Annotated in this window: 22 protein-coding genes; 8 read left to right on the forward strand and 14 right to left on the reverse strand. The window is 45.6% G+C overall.

From position 1 onward, the window contains the following. Positions 1–198 precede the first annotated feature (198 nt). From QZW47_RS11140 to QZW47_RS11150, 3 genes are all read right to left on the reverse strand, one after another. The gene (locus tag QZW47_RS11140) at positions 199–2,820 is read right to left on the reverse strand and encodes a polynucleotide kinase-phosphatase (protein ID WP_293127081.1); all 2,622 of its coding nucleotides are present in this window, start codon (positions 2,818–2,820) and stop codon (positions 199–201) included. Between the two features lie 168 nt (positions 2,821–2,988). Further along, positions 2,989–3,249: an AbrB/MazE/SpoVT family DNA-binding domain-containing protein gene (locus tag QZW47_RS11145; protein ID WP_293127083.1), complete on the reverse strand. Its 261-nt coding sequence runs from the start codon at positions 3,247–3,249 to the stop codon at positions 2,989–2,991. 277 nt (positions 3,250–3,526) lie between these two features. Further along, positions 3,527–4,942, reverse strand: a complete 1,416-nt coding sequence (locus QZW47_RS11150) for a 3' terminal RNA ribose 2'-O-methyltransferase Hen1 (RefSeq protein WP_293127085.1) — start codon at positions 4,940–4,942, stop codon at positions 3,527–3,529. A gap of 286 nt (positions 4,943–5,228) precedes the next feature. Here QZW47_RS11150 and QZW47_RS11155 point away from each other — a divergent pair, with 286 nt between their 5' ends. Beyond that, a complete protein-coding gene (locus tag QZW47_RS11155; protein WP_293127087.1) occupies positions 5,229–5,387 on the forward strand; it encodes a hypothetical protein in 159 nt (52 codons plus the stop codon). A gap of 78 nt (positions 5,388–5,465) precedes the next feature. On the opposite strand, the gene QZW47_RS11160 is transcribed toward QZW47_RS11155, so the two are convergent. The 4 genes from QZW47_RS11160 to QZW47_RS11175 all read right to left on the reverse strand — a co-directional run bounded on the left by QZW47_RS11160 (position 5,466) and on the right by QZW47_RS11175 (position 10,140). Beyond that, positions 5,466–6,485 (reverse strand): D-alanine--D-alanine ligase, encoded by a 1,020-nt coding sequence (locus QZW47_RS11160; RefSeq protein WP_293127089.1) that lies wholly within the window; start codon positions 6,483–6,485, stop codon positions 5,466–5,468. Between the two features lie 2 nt (positions 6,486–6,487). Then, positions 6,488–7,882: an ATP-grasp enzyme gene (locus tag QZW47_RS11165; RefSeq protein WP_293127090.1), complete on the reverse strand. Its 1,395-nt coding sequence runs from the start codon at positions 7,880–7,882 to the stop codon at positions 6,488–6,490. 165 nt (positions 7,883–8,047) lie between these two features. Beyond that, positions 8,048–8,875: a class I SAM-dependent methyltransferase gene (locus QZW47_RS11170; RefSeq protein ID WP_293127092.1), complete on the reverse strand. Its 828-nt coding sequence runs from the start codon at positions 8,873–8,875 to the stop codon at positions 8,048–8,050. After that, complete coding sequence (locus QZW47_RS11175) at positions 8,872–10,140, reverse strand: sedoheptulose 7-phosphate cyclase (RefSeq protein ID WP_293127094.1); 1,269 nt, start codon at positions 10,138–10,140, stop codon at positions 8,872–8,874. Before QZW47_RS11175 ends, QZW47_RS11170 begins: the two co-directional genes overlap by 4 nt. Positions 10,141–10,217: 77 nt before the next feature. Here QZW47_RS11175 and QZW47_RS11180 point away from each other — a divergent pair, with 77 nt between their 5' ends. Beyond that, positions 10,218–10,409 carry a hypothetical protein gene (locus QZW47_RS11180; RefSeq protein ID WP_293127096.1) on the forward strand — a complete coding sequence of 64 codons (192 nt, stop codon included), beginning with the start codon at positions 10,218–10,220 and terminating at the stop codon, positions 10,407–10,409. A 15-nt stretch (positions 10,410–10,424) separates the two neighbouring features. Here QZW47_RS11180 and QZW47_RS11185 read toward each other — a convergent pair whose 3' ends face one another. Then, a complete protein-coding gene (locus QZW47_RS11185; RefSeq protein WP_293127098.1) occupies positions 10,425–11,879 on the reverse strand; it encodes a GTP-binding protein in 1,455 nt (484 codons plus the stop codon). Between the two features lie 673 nt (positions 11,880–12,552). On the opposite strand from QZW47_RS11185, the gene QZW47_RS11190 reads away from it, so the two are divergent. The 3 genes from QZW47_RS11190 to QZW47_RS11200 all read left to right on the forward strand — a co-directional run bounded on the left by QZW47_RS11190 (position 12,553) and on the right by QZW47_RS11200 (position 14,496). Continuing rightward, a complete protein-coding gene (locus QZW47_RS11190; protein WP_293127100.1) occupies positions 12,553–13,380 on the forward strand; it encodes a CPBP family intramembrane glutamic endopeptidase in 828 nt (275 codons plus the stop codon). Positions 13,381–13,522: 142 nt separating this feature from the next. Beyond that, the gene (locus QZW47_RS11195; RefSeq protein WP_293127102.1) at positions 13,523–14,032 is read left to right on the forward strand and encodes a hypothetical protein; all 510 of its coding nucleotides are present in this window, start codon (positions 13,523–13,525) and stop codon (positions 14,030–14,032) included. Beyond that, positions 14,029–14,496 (forward strand): hypothetical protein, encoded by a 468-nt coding sequence (locus QZW47_RS11200; protein WP_293127104.1) that lies wholly within the window; start codon positions 14,029–14,031, stop codon positions 14,494–14,496. Before QZW47_RS11195 ends, QZW47_RS11200 begins: the two co-directional genes overlap by 4 nt. Positions 14,497–14,763: 267 nt before the next feature. Here the strand turns inward: QZW47_RS11200 and QZW47_RS11205 are convergent, their stop codons facing one another. Further along, positions 14,764–16,746 carry a bifunctional serine/threonine-protein kinase/formylglycine-generating enzyme family protein gene (locus QZW47_RS11205; RefSeq protein ID WP_293127106.1) on the reverse strand — a complete coding sequence of 661 codons (1,983 nt, stop codon included), beginning with the start codon at positions 16,744–16,746 and terminating at the stop codon, positions 14,764–14,766. A 56-nt stretch (positions 16,747–16,802) separates the two neighbouring features. Here QZW47_RS11205 and QZW47_RS11210 point away from each other — a divergent pair, with 56 nt between their 5' ends. Continuing rightward, positions 16,803–17,123 (forward strand): S-layer protein, encoded by a 321-nt coding sequence (locus QZW47_RS11210; RefSeq protein ID WP_293127108.1) that lies wholly within the window; start codon positions 16,803–16,805, stop codon positions 17,121–17,123. Here the strand turns inward: QZW47_RS11210 and QZW47_RS11215 are convergent. The 5 genes from QZW47_RS11215 to psbH all read right to left on the reverse strand — a co-directional run bounded on the left by QZW47_RS11215 (position 17,085) and on the right by psbH (position 19,516). After that, the gene (locus QZW47_RS11215; protein ID WP_293127110.1) at positions 17,085–17,480 is read right to left on the reverse strand and encodes a helix-turn-helix domain-containing protein; all 396 of its coding nucleotides are present in this window, start codon (positions 17,478–17,480) and stop codon (positions 17,085–17,087) included. The two genes, QZW47_RS11210 and QZW47_RS11215, sit on opposite strands and share 39 nt — an antisense overlap. A 380-nt stretch (positions 17,481–17,860) precedes the next feature. After that, on the reverse strand, positions 17,861–18,127 hold the full coding sequence (locus tag QZW47_RS11220) for a DUF3146 family protein (RefSeq protein WP_293127112.1): 267 nt from the start codon (positions 18,125–18,127) through the stop codon (positions 17,861–17,863). Then, a complete protein-coding gene (gene pth, locus QZW47_RS11225) occupies positions 18,124–18,786 on the reverse strand; it encodes an aminoacyl-tRNA hydrolase (protein ID WP_293127114.1) in 663 nt (220 codons plus the stop codon). The genes QZW47_RS11220 and pth overlap by 4 nt, the downstream gene beginning before the upstream one ends. Next, the gene (locus QZW47_RS11230) at positions 18,787–19,035 is read right to left on the reverse strand and encodes a TatA/E family twin arginine-targeting protein translocase (RefSeq protein WP_293127116.1); all 249 of its coding nucleotides are present in this window, start codon (positions 19,033–19,035) and stop codon (positions 18,787–18,789) included. It lies immediately after the preceding gene. A gap of 277 nt (positions 19,036–19,312) precedes the next feature. Then, complete coding sequence (psbH, locus tag QZW47_RS11235) at positions 19,313–19,516, reverse strand: photosystem II reaction center protein PsbH (protein WP_293127124.1); 204 nt, start codon at positions 19,514–19,516, stop codon at positions 19,313–19,315. Between the two features lie 211 nt (positions 19,517–19,727). Here psbH and psbN point away from each other — a divergent pair, with 211 nt between their 5' ends. Both psbN and QZW47_RS11245 read left to right on the forward strand, forming a co-directional pair. Continuing rightward, entirely contained in the window at positions 19,728–19,859 is a 132-nt protein-coding gene (gene psbN, locus QZW47_RS11240) for a photosystem II reaction center protein PsbN (RefSeq protein WP_193971847.1), read from the forward strand. Between the two features lie 9 nt (positions 19,860–19,868). Continuing rightward, positions 19,869–20,069 carry a hypothetical protein gene (locus QZW47_RS11245; RefSeq protein ID WP_293127130.1) on the forward strand — a complete coding sequence of 67 codons (201 nt, stop codon included), beginning with the start codon at positions 19,869–19,871 and terminating at the stop codon, positions 20,067–20,069. The last annotated feature ends 7 nt before the right edge of the window (positions 20,070–20,076 follow it).

Below are 20,076 nucleotides of genomic sequence, written 5' to 3' on the forward strand. Positions count from 1 at the left end.
ACTTCATTCCTCTGATTTTGATAAGGACTGAAGTCCTCACTACGAACTTTCTATATTTAAGTTCGTAGTGAGGACTTCAGTCCTCTGATTTTGATGAGGACTGAAGTCCTCACTACGAACTTTCCATATTTAAGTTCGTAGCATCGGACTTCATTCCTCTGATTTTGATAAGGACTGAAGTCCTCACTACGAACCAAATTACAATCTCGGATCGACAGGTTCGCTTTCCATTGCTAAAACTCCGAAAACGCACTCGTGAACCTGCCTCAACGGAGCGCCCGCCACAAATCGCTCCAAGGCTTCTACACCAAGAGCAAATTCTCGCAAAGCTAAAGAACGCTTCCCGGAAAGCCCGCGCGATCGCAATTTGTCTAAATGTTCCGGCAAAGAATATTCCAGACCATAAATAATTCGCAAATACTCTTTACCCCGACATTTGATCGCAGGCTGTACCAATCCTTTGCTATTTTTTACAATAAATTCCATCGGTTTAACCACCATCCCCTCGCCCCCAGCATCGGTCATTTTTTCCCACCATTGAATCCCTGCGGATTGACTGTCAAGATCGGCAATTCTAACTACTTTGTATTCAGTAGCTAATAACAATTCTAGGTCAAAATTACAGATTTCTGCTATTTGTTCCATGTGCCAGCAGTGATTCTGATCGGTGTGAACATTTCCCTCGGTTGCCAAGATGTGAAAAGGCGCTAACTTAAGGTCGGAGATGGATTTTACGGGCCAGCAATAGCGCTGGTAGGCATGAATGTAGCGATCGCCCAATTCGGCTCTTTCTCGGTAGCTAGCCAACATAGAATCAACCTCAACTCCCCGCTGTTGCGCCTGTTCTAGGTTCAGAACCGCCTCCGCAAACCCGTGACGAGATGCGGTTCCTACAGCAGCATATTGTTCTTGCAATAAACCTTGAGCTTTTGCAGACCAAGGCATTAATTCGCAGTCCAAACAAACCCAATTAGTTTGAAATTTATCCCAAAAGTTGCTGGCAGAAAGAGCGCGATTTACCCGCGTTAAAAACTCTGTTTCTAAGATAGAATTATCGAAAAAATGTCGTCCTGTACGAGTGTAGCAAATGCCAATGCTGTTGTTGAGAATCCCAAAGCGCCGTTTAGCTACCGATTCGTCGCGACAAACAATGACAACTGCACGGGAACCCATGTGCTTTTCTTCACATACAACTGTCGATACGCCTTGCTGTTGGTAGTAGCTAAATGCTTCGGCTGGATGTTCTAAAAGTCCAGGTTCTTGGGAAGTTGCAGCGGGAGACATGGTGGGCGGTAAGTAAATTAGCCATTTGGGATTGGCTGCAAATCTGCTCATTACTTCCAAGGCGGCGATCGCATTTTCTTCGCGAATTGCTATGTTACGTTGCAGGCGTGTTGAAATGATGCGTTTTCCGAGCACGTCGGAAATGTCGAGCACGTCGTCAAACTGCTGTTGGGCGGTGAGATTTGGTGTGTCAAAACTGTCAATATCTTTGTTAAGTGAAGTTGAAGTGGATGGAAAGGCGATCGGTTTGGCGGGTTCGCAGTAAATCATCGCCGCCGGAACGCTGACAAATTCTCTTTCGGGATACCGCAAAGCTGTTAGTTTGCCGCCGAAAACACAGCCGGTATCAATATCCACAGTATTGTTCAACCATTCTGTTTCGGGAATCGGCGTATGTCCGTAAACAACAGCAGCTTGACCTCGATATTCGGCCGCCCAATTGTAGCGGACTGGTAAGCCGAATTCATCGATTTCGCCGGTGGTTTCTCCGTATAATGCGAAATCTCGAACGCGGGCGGATGCGCGTCCTTGAAGTTCTGCTTTCATTCCGGCGTGGGCGACTACTAATTTGCCGCCGTCGAGGACGTAATGTCCGATTAAACTATCGAGAAATTGGCTAATTTGTGCGATCGCAGATTCGTGCAATTCATCGGGTAAAGCTGCTATTTCTGCTAAGGTTTGTTCGAGTCCGTGGTTGATTTTGACGTTTTTGCCGCTGAGTTTTCGCAATAACTTGATGTCGTGATTTCCGGGGACACACAATGCGGTTGATGCGACTACCATGTTGTGCACGAGTTTGAGGGTGTCGAGAATGCGCGGGCCTCGATCGACCAAATCACCCAAAAACACGGCTTTACGCCCTTCTGGATGCGCGTAGGTGGGATAATCCCAAAAGCCGGATGCGCTGGAGTTTGGGACAATTTGATAGCCCAACTGTTGCAGCAATTGTGACAATTCGCCGCAGCATCCGTGAACGTCGCCGATGATGTCAAAGGGGCCGGTGTCCTGTTTGCGGTTGTTCCACAGGGTTTGTCTCTCGATTTGGACTGCTGCGATGTCTTCTGGGGAACGGAGGATGTGAACGTAGCGGAAGCCTTCGCGATCGAGATTTCGGAGCGATCGTCTTAAACTCTGAATGTGGCGGCGAATGACATGACTGCCAAAATTGCGGTTTGGACGCTGTTGATTGCGATCGGCACACAATTTCTCAGGTAAATCTAGCACGATCGCAACTAAAAAGCAATGATATTTTCGGGCTAATTCTAATAAAGGTTTGCGACTTTCCGGCTGAACATTCGTAGCATCAATCACAGTTAATTTACCCGCAGCCAGACGTTTAGCAGCGATTAAATGCAGCACTTCAAAAGCATCAGCGGTGGCCGCTTGATTGTTTTCGTCATCAGAAACGAGGCCGCGGCAGTAATCCGATGAAATGATTTCTGTCGGTTGAAAATGCTGGCGTGCAAAGGTGGATTTACCGGAACCGGATGCACCGATTAGCAGGACTAAAGATAATTCGGGAATCGTAATTTTCATAGTTTAATAATATTATTCAGATTTTTTTGCTACTATTTGTCAAAACTATTGCTACAAAATAATTGTCATCAACAGATCGGGTGCGTCGCCACTAGAAAATTCGATTATAGTTAGGGATTGTTGATGGCGACGCACCCTACAAATACGGTTTTTCGTCAAAAGGTTTGACTACCATTTCCAGTCAACCTCATCCCACTCAGTAGTCGTGAAATCATCAAGTAAGACATCATCATGTTGTTCTGCCATTTTTGTAAAGGCTTCATTCCAACCTATTCGCGGTTTTAGTGCTACACGAATGACAATCCGATCGCCCTCAACTTCGATTTCTACTTCTTCGCAAATACCAATCTGCTCTAATAAAGATTTGGGAATGCGAATTCCCTGAAAATCACCAATTTTAACGATGCGGGTTTGGATAGATTTACTCATGGCTGAAGCCTGCATTTTTCCAAGTATAACTAAATTGTAAGCTGTTTTGCATATTTGGAACGCTGCTCAAAGCCCATTCCACAAGAATTTTATTGATTGCTGTTTTCTATATTTGGAACGGGCTAGAAGTCCATTCCACAAGAATTTTATTGATTGTTGACAACTATTTAAATATTTGGAACGGGCTAGAAGCCCATTCCACAAGAATTTTATTGATTGTTGACGAACCATTTAAATGTAGAACAGCTTAAGGACAAACAGAATGTAGATATTATTTTCACCGGGTGAATACTGCCATTTGCGTAGGCGAACCCACCTCTAAATCCTCCGATCCAATTCCTCGAAAATCCACCCCAAAACCAAACCGTTCCGCAACCCCATGCGCCCAAGCCTGAAACTCTGTGCGCGTCCACTCAAAACGGTGATCGCGGTGGCGAAATTTGCCCGCCGGCAAGTTTTCAAACCGAACATTATATTCAATATTGGGAGTTGTGACGATCGCCAATTTCGGCCGCACAAACTCAAATAAAACCCGTTCAAAAGCAGCCAACCGTTCTAAATCAAGGTGTTCGATCACTTCAATCACCGCTGCTGCGTCAAAATCCGTCAAGCGACTGTCCCGATAGATCAGGGAACTTTGGATCAATTGTAAGCGAGATTGCTGTGCGGGAGAAAAGCGATCGACCTGCAATCGTTCCTTGGCAATTTCCAAAGCCCGATAGGAAACATCGACTCCCGTGATTTGGGCGATCCTCTGCGAGGGCTTCGCTAACGCACTTTCGGCTAAAAGCAATCGTAGCAGTTTTCCCTCACCGCAGCCCAAATCTACCACTCGCTGAGCACCGCTGGCTTTTAAAACCTCCATCACAGCTTCTAAACGTTGTTCGTTGAGGCTAATTCGCTGTTCTAAAACTTCCTCTTCCGAAGCACGAACAACTGCGATATCGTCAGGATCTAGATTATCTTCTTCTGCTAATTGTGCCACAGCAAGGCGAGTCAAACGGCGCTGTCGTTTCAAATAGCGATTAGCAATTTGTTCGCGGGCGGGATGCGAGTTCAACCAACCTTCACCGTGACGCAATAACTTATCGATTTCATCATCACCAACCCAATAATGTTTATCGTCATCCAACACAGGAATTAATACGTAAAGATGACTCAACAAATCCGCCAACCGCAGTGTATTTTCCAGTTCCACAGCAAAGTAAGGACTCGCGCCCCATTCGGGAAATTTATCATCAAGAATCAGAGGTTTTGCTGCGACTTGATAGCCCAGCGGTTCAAACATTTGCCGCAGGAACTTCTCGCCGCCACGACAGGGCAAAACCGACAGCTTAACAGTCAGCGGAATGGCAGTTTCTGCGAGTTCTGGGCGGTCTTTGCAGCGCCCGGATAGGGCTGTACCGAAGACCTGGGCGAGGGCGACACTGAGAAAGGAAGAGGCTACGTAGGGGCGATCGTTGACGTATTGTTGCAAAGGGCGATCGTCCGATTTCGACTTGCCGCGCACCAAACCCACCGGATCGACATCTAACAGCAAAGCCGCCGTGCACTTGTCTGCATTGGCTTCAGGATAAAAGACGCTGGCTTGTCCGAAAGTCATCGGGAAGCATTGAAGGCGATCGGGATGTTTGTGCAGCAAATAGCCCAAATCAGTAGCAGGAACGCGAGTTGTTGATATGGTTAATAACATATAATAATTGGTAGTTGGTAATTAGTTTATGAATAACACAAAAACATGGTTGTCTACGATAAATATTGATTATACCTCTTACAAAAATAGCTAGGAACAGGCATCTTGCCTGTTCCACAAGAATATTTTTTTGATGTGGAACGGGCATCTTGCCTGTTCCAAAAATTAATTAAAAGGACTTTGGCAAGATATCTGTTCTCTACATTGAGTTAAAAAGACTCGGTTTCTTTGCTTGGGTGTGCAACTTCTATAGAACCTATTTGACATCTTTGAGTTTTTGGGTTGGATGACTAGAAATACCGAGATTAACCGGATTTCTGAGATTTACGCCCGGGCCAAGAAACCGGGTTTCTACGAGTTTTTGGGTTGGGTGACGAGAAATACTCCTAGAAACCCGGTTTCTGAGATTTACGTTAAGACGAAAGAAACCGGGTTTTTTACCTAATCTGCGGGTTACAACGCGTCTTTTCGTAAAAAACCCGGTTTCTGACCCCTCGTGCGTCCAGGACTATTATTGTTTCTATCAAAGCGCGTTATTCAACATTGTCTGAAAAAGCGTATCCAGAGAAGTACCCGACGCTTTTACCATCGCAGAAATCACACTCGTTCGAGCAAAAGAACAATATAACCCAGCTTCCAAAAACCAAGGCTTACCGTTAGGATCGATGCGAAAATCGAACAGACTATAATGCCGGCAGCCCAAGGCTACATGACATTTTTTAGCAGCCTCCCAAACCCTCTCAGTAATCGGGTCACTAGGATCGACAATCCATGATTTATTATTATCCTTAGCAACCATAGTTAAGTCACCACTTTCATCTCGTTTGAGCTTATCTTCATAACTCCGAATCGGCCGCTCATCCTTGTCCATCAGGTACTCTTCCAGCGGTAAGCACACAAGCTCACCATCCTGAACAATAATGCCACATCTGACTTCTCTGCCGAGTTCAATAAATGACTCTACCAATACCTCATCTGAATAACCAAATGCTGTCTTCAAAGCAGAGTCATAATCAGCAGGATTTTTCACCAAGACTACCCCCAAAGAATTATCTGCATCCACAGGTTTGAGCACTGCGGGAGGGGCAATTGTGGGAGTCTCTCCCGCGCGCAGCAATTCTCCTTCGGGAACACTTACACCTGCGGCGGCTACAACGGCCTTGGCTTTGGCTTTGTTAGCAGTCAGCGCCATCACATCCGAAGTATTTCCGATGTAGGGAATGTTCAACAAATCAAACAAAGCTCGATAGTATGTCATGCCAGGAAGGCAAAACATTTGTGGTAACATTACATCAATGTTGAGTGCTGTCAGAACCTGAACTGCTTCAGCTAAGGACATGGGTTCGGCTTGGGCGAGATCCTCACTACTTAGAGATTTTGGAAAGCGCCATTGGCCATCGGGCGAAACGTAGGCAATATGAAATTCATAGAGTGCTGAATTGGCGGTGAATTCCAGACAATTTTCGGCGTAAAGCCGCGATAAATCGCCGTAAAATTCGTCAACAGCAGAACCCACCAAATGCAAAACACGCAATACTGACATAATTAATCTCCCGCCAATTCGACAAGCTTACCAATATTAAAGTCAATCCGAATCCAGCCTTTAAGTTGCCGCAAATTTCCTAACAACAAGCATGGTATATGTGCGTGGTGAACCATCAAAAATGGCAGTGGATCGAACCAGTCAAAAATGGCATCTTTGCCGCTAGCAATAATTTGCAACCTGCGCCATGTTTCCACAGGCGACCACAAATGCGTCACCAATCGCCAAACTTCATGATAAATCCAATAGGTGGGACGACTTGATGCGAGGGGTTTGATTGCATCAGACAAGGGTTCGCGTTCTAAATAAGCTTTTGCGACATCAGGATTGTTGTAAAACATGGTAATAGCTGAATGAGTTCGAGGGTTGCACTCGATCGCATAAATGCGTCCATCATCATTCGCCTGAATGAAATCAAAGGAAACTTGACCAGTTAAATTCAAACCAGCCACAAACTGTCTCACCCATGCTTCAATTTCTGGATGATCCACCATTTCATAATTAATCTGAAATGCTGATGACTCGCAGCAACAATGCAGCCGTAGTTCCCCATCGCGGACTGTGCTGTGGGTGCAGTATTCTTGGCCGGGAATAAACGCTTGCATGATCCAAGGATTACGCTCAGAAATCGGCAAATCCTTGACAAATGCTGCTGTCTCTGCTGGTGTATTGCAGGGTAGTTTAGTTAGGTCTAATCGGCGCACAGAGTCGTAGGGAATGCTCTTGATAATATATTTGCGGTCTTGCCCAGAAAAATCAAAATCAACCACTTGCTGGGGATCGGTGATGCAGTAGGACTCAGGTACAGCAAGACCTAATGATGTTGCGAGTGCGGAAAATTTAGATTTATCATCTAATTGCTGAACCATTTCTGGATCGACGTGCATGATTTCGCAATGTGGCGAAAGTGCTTCTTTAGCTAGAGCATCGTAATAACTAGCAACTGGACTACAAACGGGTACGTAAACATTTACCCCTTCTTTTTTGACAATTTCTAAAAGTGCATTGATGTAGTCAGGCGATTGAGGATTCGGTACTGTATAAAAGCGATCGACTGCCCAAGAAAATCGATGCCCGGTTAACCAGTATTTGTGTGCTTCGACCAATATTACCCGATGACCTGCCCGATCGAACGATCGCGCTAACTGCAACGCCTTGGTCATCTTCCCACCACTGACTAGAATGGTTTTGGGATTGGCGGCGACTGTCCGAGACTGAAACGGTTTAACTAAAATTGCTACCAACAGGGCGATCGTCGTTAAAGCGACATTCAGCGGTAGCACCAACAGCAGCAGACTGAGAGTTGCGACTGTTTTTACTGAATTCTGTAGCCACCCGTTACTTGCCATTGTTTGACGCTCAGGCTGTATCTGTGCGATCGATATTTTTTGCGTCATGCTTTCCTGAGCACCCTGAATAAAATCGGTTTGTAGATAAGACGCGGTTTCAACCGCCGAGTCTTCTGAATAAAAAGTGTTTGTAGTGAGGACTTCAGTCCTTCATGAATGCGGACTGAAGTCCTCACTACAAACCTATTTGATTGCTCGGTGTAGGATTGTCACCTAAACTCGGCGAATTAGCGTGAGTCCATCTCTCAAAGGAAGCAACACCTGCTCAATCCTCGGATCGTCTACGACGGCCTGGTTAAATTTGGCGATCGCCACCCCGTTAGCAGTAGCCTCACCTGATAGATAAGGCTGCCCCTGCATCAAGGTATTGTCTACACAAATCAAAGCATTAGGTGCTAGTAGCTTGGTGTCTAACAACAAGTTCAAATAGTCTACATATCCAGCCTTGTCGGCATCAATAAAGACCAAATCGAACACATCACCAGCGGCGGCTAACTCTTTGAGAGTCAACAGCGCCGGTGCAACCTTGACCGAAATTTTGTGGCCGTGGGGAGACTCTTTAAAACATTGCTGAGCAAACTCGGCCACGTAGGCATCTACCTCACACGCAACCACTTCGCCATCATCGGGAAGGGCTTCAGCCATAGCCAGGGCAGAGTAGCCGGTAAACATACCGATTTCTAACACTCGCTTCGCCCGAGTTAAATGCACAAAAAACTTGAGAGTTTGACCTTCGATATGCCCGGATAGCATTTCTTGCTCTAACTGCTGTACAGTCTCGCTGTCAGAAAACCGCTTGCTCCAATTTTCTGCTTGGGTGCGCTTAACCAGGGCGGCCAAAGCCGGAGACTCCGGCGTTGTACAGCTATTGATGTAAGGATCTAACCCATTTGCTAACTCACTGGCTTGTCGCAATTGAGACTTCAGATTTGCATCAACGTTCTCTAAGCCTTCGATCTGCTGTGTGAGATGTTCGAGTTGTACCGCCAAGATGCCTAGCGGTGTCACAGGTCTAGGGGCTACTGTAGGGGCTACTGTCACGCTTTTACCCCTGCTGCGATCGGAGTGCTAGCCGTGTCTAACGACATATACATATCTTCGCCATCTCCACCGCGAGGATAGTTACGACAGATTTCTTTGTGAATTGCCAGGGTTTCATCCAAAAAGGCCCTTGTCAAATCGTTCATGAACACACAACTGCCGATCGGCTTGGGAACTGCGGCCCGCACCAAACCATCGCGTGTCCGACTAATAGATTCTGTGGCTTTCCACAACAATTCAGGTGTTAAATGAGGGCTATCGATCGCCAAACCGATGCGGCTCATCAATCCTAAAATGCGATCGCGATCGAGGATCGAAATATAACCCCGATGCTGAGCAATAGTTGCCGAGAATGCCATATCAATGTTGACACTGTGACCGTGGAACATCGGAATGGACGGTGTTAATTCCAGAGTAGGGCTCCAGGTATGACCGTATGCGATGACGCGATCGAGATCGAGCTCGTGCAAGTTAGGCACTTCCAGCCCCAACATCGTGTTAATCGCATCATAAGTAACCTTGTGAGCAATTTCTCGGAGATCAGGCGTACCATTCAAGTAGCCAAAGTGAGTATGCAAGAGTGCTTCGCCATGCTCTTCCAACAGCTCAAAAATTTCGCTATTGGCGACGACAGCAATCTTGATCAACTCCGCCATGCCGTTACGCACCTGATCCACAGGCAGCGTTTTCAAGAACGAGAAGTCTAGAATCACCTTTTGAGAAGCGTGATAAGCACCCAATCGATTCTTTAACTTACCGTGGTTGACGGCGACTTTGATCGCGACACTCGCATCAATTAGCCCAATCAGCGTTGTGGGGACTCGAATATAATTAGTGCGACGGCGGTAGGTGGAACACGCAAAGCCAGCCACATCCGTAGTTAAACCACCGCCAACCACCAAAACAGGCTCTTTGCGAACCAGCCCAAAGTCTGAAAACGCATCAATGATCGTCTCAACAGTCCGTAACGTCTTATCTGTCTCTTTGATTGTTACCTGGAATACAGTTAAGTCAATTTGATGATGCTTGAAATAAGCGTGCATCTGCTTACCGTACAAGCCGTAGACTGTTTTGTCTACCACCATTAAACAGCGCCCAAAGTGACGGTAGCTGTCTGCAATTTCAGAGTTCTCAACTCCAAAGGCTCCATCCACATATAGTAAGCTGAAGTCGATTTTTTCATATCCCTCGACATGAAAAGCTTTTTCGGTAGCCCTAAAAGTTGCTTGAACGTTACCCATGAGATGTTCCTGATATCTTGACATTACATAACTTAACATTTTTTTTTATCTAGGGGGCGATCGTCCAACTTTTAAGTCGATTTTTGTCTGTAATTTTACTGATGCCCCAGATCCGGCTATTTTATACGATAAATAAAAAAATCTATTGTCAAGAGCGCAGTCTGTTTCTGCTCGTGGGTGACGCCCAAATGACGCAAGACGCTTGGATTAAGACTTTTTGGTCATTGCTGTACCCCCGCGTTAGCGCAGCTTTTGAATGGTGGCTGTTCGCGGGCGATCGTACTCCGGTATAATTCCCAAACAAAAAATTAATGCGATCGGTGTTTTTCCACACTCCCCAAATCCAACTTAGCCCGCAACTCATCCTTAATCCGATTTAAAATAGAATCTTCATCCAAAGAAGCCAAAATCTTGCTCACAACAGCCTTCGGCCCATCATCACCCCAAGAAGCACCATTAGCCAAATAAGCCTTAGTAACTTGACCAATTCCGTAACAAGAAACCCCAGCAATAGCAGCTTGAGTCACCGCCACAGAAATATAAGGCCCCAAAGCCAAACCCCCCGTCGCCGGCGTCGCCAAACCCAACAATCCTTTCAAAGAACTTAAGCCAAAATTAGCCAACAATTCGCCCGCAGTAATTCCGCCCATACTAATCGCAATCTTTTGCAGCAATTCCACCGCCCCCGCTTCGGTCATCGGAATGCCGTAAACTTTAGAGAGTGTTAATATCATCACCACATCAATTACAGCACCGCTGAGAATATCAACTACAGTAATAGGATTCAGGGCGATCGCCACAGCTTTAGTCATTACCCCATTCCAGATAATCCGATTAGCAGCAGCATCTCGAATCTCCATTTTCCGCTGCACCAACTGCTCGTTAATATCACCAGCACAGAGCATCGTATTCAGCGCCACCAAAGATTTACCTTCCCGGTCTAAAATCTCCAAGATTTTTAATTTTAAATCATCAACCTGTGGTAAACTGCGAGTCATTTTTACTCCCATACTTCCGTCTGGACGGCGCACCGCCTGCGCTGTCAAAGGTGAAGCAGCCGACATCACAATCTCATCGGGAGATAACAATTCTCTCACGCGATCGTCCCTAATTTTATGATAAATTGCCAGTCTGTCTGCATCGGGATACTGGTCAATTTTATTAAACACTAATAACATCGGTTTTCCGGCTTCCCGCAACTGCGAAAGTGCTTGATATTCCACCTTCGTAATATCGCCAGCCACGACAAACAAAATCAAATCAGCTTGTTGCGCGACGCGGCGGGCTAAAAGTTCGCGAGTTTCGCCGTCAACTTCATCTATTCCCGGAGTATCGATTAATTCTACTTGCGACAAACGGTAAATAACAGGCGAAAATCGAGGATTTGGTAAATCGTCATCAACACCATCTCCAACATCCCACTGGCCAATAGTTGTGGTGCGAGTCACCCCGTGAGTCGGGCCGGTTTCAAACACATTTTGACCCAAAAGCGCGTTTAAAACCGAAGATTTCCCCCTTCCCACCATCCCAAACACAGCGATTTGCACGCAAGCGCGCTCTAGCTTGTCGAGCATTGTTTCCAAGCCGCCAATTTCCGGCTCTAGTCCAGTTCGCTCTTGTGGTGTCAAATCGAGATGTTCTACTATATCTCGCAGAGCATCTTTAGCGCGGCGCAGGTTGAGTTCTGCTTGAATGTCTGCGAAACTTAATATTGTGTCGTCTAATTCGCGATCGACATTTGAGAAATCCGATACTTCAGTCATCTGATATTATGGCTTTGCTTTACTTAAAGTTTTAACCGATATGATGCTATTCTAGCTTTTTCTGTGGGCTTTGTACATTGGGGACGTGGCAATGGCGTGTTTATAATAATCTGCGTAGAAGACTCGGCGGTTTAAACCCGGCGGTTGAAACCCGGCGGTTGAAACCGCGTCTACACAAACAAAACCCGCCTCCGCGGGTTGAAGAAAACCCGGTGGTTGAAATTACGTTTTTTTGTTGAGAATACCCGGCGGTTGAAACCGCGTCTACACAGACAAAACCCGCCTCCGCGGGTTGAAGAAAACCAGAATACCCGGCGGTTGAAACCGCTACACAAACAAAACCCGCCTCCGCGGGTTGAAGAAAACCCGGTGGTTGAAATTACGTTATTTTCTTGAAACCCGGCGGTTGAAACCGCGTCTACACAAACAAAACCTGCCTCCGCAGGTTGAAGAAAACCAGATCGTTGAAATTACGTTGTTTTCTTTAAAAGATTCGGCGGTTGAAACCGCGTCTACACAAACAAAACCTGCCTCCGCAGGTTGAAGAAAACCAGGTCGTTGAAATTACGTTATTTTCTTTAGTCCGCGAAGGCGGACATCGTTTTTGTAGATGCGGTTTCAACCGCCGTTCTGTCCCTACAAATGTCATGTAAAATCAATTTAATTTACAACAATGATTAACCGCAAAAAAATAGCCACTTATCCATTTTTATTACGTGTAATTATTTTCCTATTAATATTAGCAGCAATCTGGCTGCCCATCGCCGCACCAATTTATCTGTTAGTTAAAGATAGCAACCTCGCAACTATTCTAACAATGGGATTGTTGTTTACCGAATTTCTGTTGCTAGTGCCGCGCTGGGGAAAACAGGTTTACGGACAAACTCAATTGCTGAAAAGTTACGGTTTAGTTAATACGCGACAAAACGGTTTTGAACTTTTGACTGGATTGGCGATCGGCATTTCGATCACTTTCACCCTATTTTTAGCGCAAGGAATGCTCGGCTTTGTCGCATGGCAAAATTCTCATAATTTGCCTCGAATCATTGCAGAAGGGCTATTAAGCGCCTTTGCAGTCGGTTTTGCGGAGGAGTTGGTATTCCGGGGTTGGTTGCTCGACGAGTTGCAGCGGGATTACAGTTATCCAATGTCTGTGCGGGCGAACAGTCTGGTATTTGCCCTATCTCATTTTATCAAATCTGTGGAGGGAATGCTGCGGACTTGGCCTCAGTTTCCGGGCTTGTTGTTGTTGGGTTTGATTCTGGTTTTGGCAAAGCGCAGCCGTCAAAATCGATTGGGTTTGTCGATCGGGCTTCATGCAGGTTTAGTCTGGGGATACTATATAATTAACGTCGGGGAGTTAGTACGATATTCTGGCTCTGTCCCGGATTGGGTAACTGGAATTAACGGCAATCCGTTGGCTGGTGCGATCGGGCTTTTGTTTTTGAGCGTGTTGGCCGTGGGAATGCGGCAGATGTCGGAACAGTCCAAACGTTTGTAATATATTCGTTAGGTGCGTCGCTGGTAGGGGCGGTGGATGGTGCGTGCCCGCCCGAATTTATCGCAGGCAACGCACCCTACAACTTAGCTAACTTAGTTAATTGATAATTATGTTATACTGAATTCATAGAGACGCAAAAACTATGCTAAGTGAATCTTCACGCCTTATTTACGGCGATGAATTAATTACCGCAACGGAATTGAACCAGCAACCGAATCGAGTTCTGGATTTGGCGATGGAGCACCCTGTAACTATCACTCGCAACGACCAGCATTTTGCTTTACTGCGCCGGGAGGAGATGACGCTGTGGGTAAAAGCTGCGACGCTTTCTTTGACTGTATTTGAAGTGACGGCGGCTGCTTACCGGCTGCGATTGGGAGAAGCGATTAGTTCAGCAAATCCCTATTATTGGCTGACAGTATTTGACTCAGATGAACTCAGCGAATTGATTGCTGAATTAGAAAAAGCTTACCGACTTGCTGAGTCGGAATCGGGCGCGTGGAATCAGATTGAGATTGTAATTCATGAATGGCATGAAAGCGCTAAAGCAATTGCTAGCCCGGAACTCGCAGCAGCTTTCAGCGATGAAATTGACGAAGTTTTGCTGACACCACCTCAAATAGAAAGCACTACTGAATCCACTCAGGTATGACGCATACTCCACCTACTCCAGATGATTCAGAAAACGGGGTTTCCTCTCAACAACTTTCCGCATCTGTACCCATGCTTTCAGAGTTGGTAATCCCGCCTGAAGAAGCACTTACAGCACCCAGAACATCCCTATCTACTAAAGAAAATGCAGCCCAAATTATCGCGCAATTGCCTGAATCGCCCTGGTTAGTAGTAGCGAAAAACCGACGGGTTAACCGAGATTGGGAAGCTTTATCGTTACGTGCTCCTGAGAATGCTCGTCGCTGCTATCAAGATTTATGTACTAGCCCGATGGTGAGAAAACCGAGGAGAGTTTTTCCGTTAAAAGGCAAACTTTATCAAGGTGCGTGGGAATATGAAGTAACAAGTTCAGATAGAGTATTTTATGTACCGGATGAACACAAACGCAAAGTGCTTGTTTACTACGCGGGAACCCATCCTAAATCAGCACCAACTCCTCCGTAAATAAACCAGACTATTTCAGCAGACTTGTCTCTACAGAAAGCATTGACACAGTGACAGCGATTTTCCCAAACAGAACTTACGCACAGGTGGCCAGAAACCGGGTTTTTTGACGATATCCTTCGCTGTACTCCACAGATTAAGTAAAAAACCCGGTTTCTTGGTCGGGAGTGCATCCAGAGTGCGAAAATAAATCGAGTCGCCAGAGGCGACAATGGGAAGGGAAAAAAGAAAGAAGGGTAAAGAGCAAAAGAGCAAAAGAGCAAAGTGCTAAGAAGTCCACGCAGCCGCACAAACAACCCGAAAACCGAAGGAGTAGCTGCCGCGATTGTCCGGCGAATGGTTGCCACGATACGCAGCGCGGCAATTGACCGCATCGATGAGCCACGAACCACCACGCAGCACCCGGTTTTTGCTATCTCCACCACTTTCCCAAGCACTACCATCAGTCGGCGCACCGTTATAATTATCGTGCCAAATATCTTGACACCATTCAAAGACATTCCCGTGCATATAATAAAGTCCAAAGCTATTAGGCGGAAAACTACCCACAGCAGTTGTTTTTTCACGATAGGTTCCCTTCGGTGCCGAACCATAGGGACTACTCCCCTCATAATTAACTAAATCAGTTGTAATTGTCTCCCCAAAATAAAAAGGTGTAGTCGTTCCTGCCCGACAAGCATATTCCCATTCGGCCTCACTAGGCAATCTATAATTGCGGCCAGTAAGTTGAGATAATCTTGCACAGAATTCTATAGCATCATTCCAACTTACTTGCTCAACAGGCAAATCATCACCTTTAAAATTAGAAGGATTAGCCTTGAGGTCAATCTTGACTGTCGGTAAACCTGCCACAGCACGCCATTGAGTCTGAGTCACCTCATATTTTCCCATGAAAAATGGAGCGACATTAACAGTACGCTGCGGCCCTTCATCGTTACTTCGTTGTGCTTCCGTATTGGGGGAACCCATGACGAAACGGCCCCCAGGAATTGCCATCATCTCTAAAGTAATGCCATTGGCGATAGTTTCTGTAAAAACCTGTGCTTGACTTTGGCTGCGCTTGGTGATTTCCCCCTTTGAATTCACTGTCACCGTTTCAAATTGAACTGTTTTTAGCGGATTTGACGATACTTTTGGCGCTGGACTTTTTGGTGTTGGTGGTTCTGGTTGTGGAGTTTCTGGAGGTGGCAAAGGAGATGGTGTATCCTTCGGTAATATCGGTGGCGATGGCTGATCCGTTGGAGTTTGAGAGGAGTTTTTAAGCAAACTTTGACTCACAACTACACCGACAAGTCCCAGTCCACCAAAACCCAATAATTGTAATACAGTTCGCCTTGTCGTGTTAGTCGAAATTACGCGCACTGTCGAACCTCGTGGTGGTGGTGGTGGTGACGGTGGTGGCGGGGAAGGCCGCGACAAAGATAAAATTGCTTGCAATGCTTCATCTGCATTTTGATAACGCTGACTGAAATGGTCTCGCACCATTTTATCCAAAACATTCGCTAAATTATTGCTAACTTGAGCCTGATTTCGCCAAATTACCTCTCCTGTCTGCGTATCTTCTGGTAAGGTATGAGGAAGTTGACCAGTCAAGGCTTGAATCCCAATCATCCCCACTGCATGAATATCACTAGAAAGTCTAGGTTTGCCGCTTGCTTGTTCGCTCGGCATATAACCACGAGTACCAATTGCAATAGTTAACTCCGTTTGCCCTTGAGCATTCACAACCATTGCGGTAATTTCCTTGACCGCCCCAAAATCAATCAAGATAATTTTATCATCTTGACGACGACGCATTAAATTAGCAGGTTTCAGGTCGCGATGAATCACATTTTGCTGGTGAACAATTGCTAAAACTTCTAAAATATCGTGCAATAATGTAATAGTATAGGATTCGCTTAATTTTTTACCTAGAATCAGTTCTGTCTTCAGGTCATGTCCGTCAATAAAATCTTGCACCAAATAAAATTGCCCCTTTTCCTCAAAATGAGCAGAAAGGCTGGGAATTTGCTTGTGTAGCTTACCCAATTTATGCAAAGTTTCGGCTTCTGTGTTGAAGAAGCGTTTGGCAAGTGGTAAAAGGTTAGGGTTAGGGTTGTCAGGGTCAGGGTGTTTCGGTTGAAGATGTTTGACAACGCAGTGGGGATGTCCGGGTAAGTCTAAATCTTTGGCGAGGTAAGTGTCACCAAAACTACCTCCGGACAAGTATTCGATAATTTGATAACGATTGCGGAGAATACGACTCGGCATAGTTTTCATGAAATGGAGTGAAAGTTAGGATATATTGTCGCACAAAAACTAATAAGATGCTTAAACTCAGAATCGTTTCCACAATTATACTGCTAGTTAGTGCTTTTTGTTCATCTCCCGCACGATCGCAAAATCCTACACAACCAAAGCAAAATAACTCTTTAGTTCAAGTCCAGCCAACCCGCGAACAAATCCTCAATGCTTGCGTGCTCAATCGCGCGGAAACTCTGCCAAATCCTTTTACAGATGTGCCATCAAATCACTGGGCTTACAAAGCAGTTTTGACCATGTATTATTGCGGCGCTTACCGAGAAGCAACTGCGCCTGCTTTTCAGGAATCAGATAGTAACAACACTGATTCCTGGAATCGCAGGTGATTTGAGCTTTGGCTTCACCACAATTTGCACATCGCACCCTAAAGCATTTAAAAACCGAAACAACCTTTCTGTCGAAAAACCTGTTAGCTTTCCTCTCATCAAAGCTGAAACTTTGGGCTGGTCAATTCCTAATACTTCTGCGGCTTGAAGTTGATTCAGTTTTCTTTGAGTAATTATCTGATTTATCTGGCGCACCAGTTCAGCCTTCATGAGCATTTCATCCGCATTAGGCATACCCAAATCCGCAAATATATTACCACTACTAACTTGAATGTCGATTTCTTTACTCATGATTATCCCTTTTTTTATATTGTCTTGGTTATTTTTCAATACTGTTGGGTTAACGCTATTTGTCATTGCGAGCTCTTAGCGAAGCAATCGCAAAGACTATGCTACTTCTCAATTAAGTAAGGTACGCTTGAACCTTTACTCTGTCTCAATTATCTTGTTTTTAATGTATCTTGTACGATAATAGGGAATTATCTGAGTCTCTGCGATTGCTTCGTGCCTCGCAATGACAGTTTTAGGCAATTATCCGAATACTAACTTTTCGTTTATTGAGGAAGGAAATTATCTGAGTCTCTGCGATTGCTTCGTGCCTCGCAATGACACTTTTAGGCAATTATACGAATACTAACTTTTCGGTGTTTATTGAGGAAGGAAATTATCTGAGTCTCTGCGATTGCTTCGTGCCTCGCAATGACACTTTTAGGCAATTAACTATCGCAAAAACACACTTAAAACTGAGCTCGAACTGTAAACGAATAATCGCCCCCAGGCTCAAGCTGATAATCCCATTTTTCTAGAAAACGGTGCAGCGGTTCCTGAATCAATGCTCTACCCTGAGAAGGCTCAAGTATTAGTGTTTTTTCTTCCCTGAAACGCCATTGAAACTGCCACTCAAAACTGCCGGCAGTCACTTCACCTTCAAGTGTGCCTTTTAGCCAGGATTGGCCTGTAACTCGGACATATGCAGTTGTTTCCGGCAAACCTCTCGAACTCACCCTTTTGTTTCCGCGTTTGTTTCTACAATGGTACGATTGTTATATAGACTCATCCCTTTTTCTACTCCTTGCTGTAGACTTAGCTCGATCGCCTCTACAACCAGTTTCAACATCTTCTCTACTAACTGACTTTCCTCTGACGAAAATTTTCCTAACACGAAGGAAATCGTATCCTTCTCATTTTTAGCAGGATCGCTTTGAGGTTTGCCAATCCCAATCCGCAATCGGGGAAATTTGTCTGTGCCCAAATGAGAGATTGTCGATTTCATGCCGTTGTGCCCGCCTGCTGAACCGGCTAGCCGCATTCTCATTTTCCCGATCGGCAAATCCATATCGTCGTATACTACTAACACGGACTCCGCAGGTATTTTGTACCAGTCCGCCGCCGCCCGAATCGATTGGCCTGACAAATTCATGTACGTCAGCGGTTTCAGCAACCTAATTTTCTGTCCGCGCGGCCGATTTCCCTCGCCGAAGATGCCTTGAAACTTGCGATTTTCCGACAGCGAAATCTGCCAAGCTTTTGCCAAAGCATCTACTGCATTAAAGCCGATATTGTGTCGCGTGCGATCGTACTTTGGTTCAGGATTCCCCAAACCCACAATTAGCTGGGGAATCACTAACTCCGCTGGAGTTGCCGACTTCTGAGTGTTGTTCATCTAACTGTCTGTGCTATCTTCCTTAGCAGCCGCGAGTTTTTCTGGTTCCGGCTTTTTCGCCACTGCTTCTTCTAACTGCTTTGCTTCCCGCGTAAACTCTGACTCAAAATCCCGCGAAGCATCTTGAAAACCCCGAAGTGCTTTCCCGAAACTCCGACCAATTTCTGGTAATTTTTTCGGGCCGAATACCAACAGGGCGATGGTGAAAATTACTGCCATTTCCGGCAAGCCAATGCCAAAAATATTCATTTTGTTTCTCCTGCAATTTGTTTAATTAGTTAGCATTTAATTACCAGAAAGAAGTGGTTTAAAGCCTCTCACTTAAAGGCGAAAAAGTAAAATCAGACTATTCATTACTCCAATCCTCGGACTGACCGGGAGAGGTAGCTGTCAACTGTCAACTGTCAACTGTCAACTGAAGAGGTACTAACGGGAAAGGGCAAGGGAAAATGGGAAAACTTAGCTTTTACCATTTCTCCTCTACCCTCAGCTTTTACTGTTAGTCTTAAATTTCGGTGCTCAAAATTTAGCGGCCGAGGCTCGACCAATCGACATCCACATTCTCTAGAATCAGAGAAGAGTTGTAGATTTGCAAAATAATCAACAAGAACACGAAAAACAGTCCGATGAATACGCTCATCAATAGGGTGGTTCCCCAACCGGGGGCTACCTTGCCGTATTCTGAGTTAAGGGGTTTTAGTCTGTCTCCCAACCAAGTCCGTTGTGCCATAAGTCACTTACCAATGAATCTCTACAGAAAAGTTTGACATATTTCCACCCCTAATTGCGATCGCAATTTTTGAGATCCCCGAGTCCCCCACTCTCTCGCTCTCCCCTTAGAACCCTGCCATACCGTACCGCGACTAAAATCGCTCGAATATTAGACGAATTGTTATTTTTTGTAATATTATAGAGGGAATCACTCATAATGGCTCTTCAATATGGAACCAGCAGCAGTTCTCGGCATTTCTCTCGGTATGTGTCTGGTGGCAATCACCGGTTTCTCGATCTACACGGCTTTTGGCCCTCCAGCTAAGGAATTGAGAGACCCTTTTGAAGAACACGAAGATTAAAGATTAAAGATGAAGGAAGAAGGAAGAGGGAAGAAGGAAGAAGGAAAAAGGATAAGGAAAGAAGGAAGAAGCAAGATTTTGCCAATTCTCCCACTCTCCCACTCTCCCCCTCTCCCCCTCTCCCACTCTCCCACTCTCCCCCTCTCCCCCTCTCCCACTCTCTCACTCTCCCCGATGCGATCGAACTTCTGTGCAGCCCGATCGACCTGAAACCCTC

Source organism: Microcoleus sp. bin38.metabat.b11b12b14.051 (assembly GCF_013299165.1).
GTDB lineage: Bacteria > Cyanobacteriota > Cyanobacteriia > Cyanobacteriales > Microcoleaceae > Microcoleus.

Bases quoted from the DNA above. Each gene is read 5' to 3' on its own strand.
- QZW47_RS11140 (WP_293127081.1), bottom strand. From the start codon at position 2,820: ATGAAAATTACGATTCCCGAATTATCTTTAGTCCTGCTAATCGGTGCA.
- QZW47_RS11145 (WP_293127083.1), bottom strand. From the start codon at position 3,249: ATGAGTAAATCTATCCAAACCCGCATCGTTAAAATTGGTGATTTTCAG.
- QZW47_RS11150 (WP_293127085.1), bottom strand. From the start codon at position 4,942: ATGTTATTAACCATATCAACAACTCGCGTTCCTGCTACTGATTTGGGC.
- QZW47_RS11155 (WP_293127087.1), top strand. From the start codon at position 5,229: ATGACTAGAAATACCGAGATTAACCGGATTTCTGAGATTTACGCCCGG.
- QZW47_RS11160 (WP_293127089.1), bottom strand. From the start codon at position 6,485: ATGTCAGTATTGCGTGTTTTGCATTTGGTGGGTTCTGCTGTTGACGAA.
- QZW47_RS11165 (WP_293127090.1), bottom strand. From the start codon at position 7,882: ATGACGCAAAAAATATCGATCGCACAGATACAGCCTGAGCGTCAAACA.
- QZW47_RS11175 (WP_293127094.1), bottom strand. From the start codon at position 10,140: ATGTCAAGATATCAGGAACATCTCATGGGTAACGTTCAAGCAACTTTT.
- QZW47_RS11180 (WP_293127096.1), top strand. From the start codon at position 10,218: ATGCCCCAGATCCGGCTATTTTATACGATAAATAAAAAAATCTATTGT.
- QZW47_RS11185 (WP_293127098.1), bottom strand. From the start codon at position 11,879: ATGACTGAAGTATCGGATTTCTCAAATGTCGATCGCGAATTAGACGAC.
- QZW47_RS11190 (WP_293127100.1), top strand. From the start codon at position 12,553: ATGATTAACCGCAAAAAAATAGCCACTTATCCATTTTTATTACGTGTA.
- QZW47_RS11195 (WP_293127102.1), top strand. From the start codon at position 13,523: ATGCTAAGTGAATCTTCACGCCTTATTTACGGCGATGAATTAATTACC.
- QZW47_RS11200 (WP_293127104.1), top strand. From the start codon at position 14,029: ATGACGCATACTCCACCTACTCCAGATGATTCAGAAAACGGGGTTTCC.
- QZW47_RS11205 (WP_293127106.1), bottom strand. From the start codon at position 16,746: ATGCCGAGTCGTATTCTCCGCAATCGTTATCAAATTATCGAATACTTG.
- QZW47_RS11210 (WP_293127108.1), top strand. From the start codon at position 16,803: ATGCTTAAACTCAGAATCGTTTCCACAATTATACTGCTAGTTAGTGCT.
- QZW47_RS11215 (WP_293127110.1), bottom strand. From the start codon at position 17,480: ATGACAAATAGCGTTAACCCAACAGTATTGAAAAATAACCAAGACAAT.
- pth (WP_293127114.1), bottom strand. From the start codon at position 18,786: ATGAACAACACTCAGAAGTCGGCAACTCCAGCGGAGTTAGTGATTCCC.
- QZW47_RS11230 (WP_293127116.1), bottom strand. From the start codon at position 19,035: ATGAATATTTTTGGCATTGGCTTGCCGGAAATGGCAGTAATTTTCACC.
- psbH (WP_293127124.1), bottom strand. From the start codon at position 19,516: ATGGCACAACGGACTTGGTTGGGAGACAGACTAAAACCCCTTAACTCA.
- psbN (WP_193971847.1), top strand. From the start codon at position 19,728: ATGGAACCAGCAGCAGTTCTCGGCATTTCTCTCGGTATGTGTCTGGTG.
- QZW47_RS11245 (WP_293127130.1), top strand. From the start codon at position 19,869: ATGAAGGAAGAAGGAAGAGGGAAGAAGGAAGAAGGAAAAAGGATAAGG.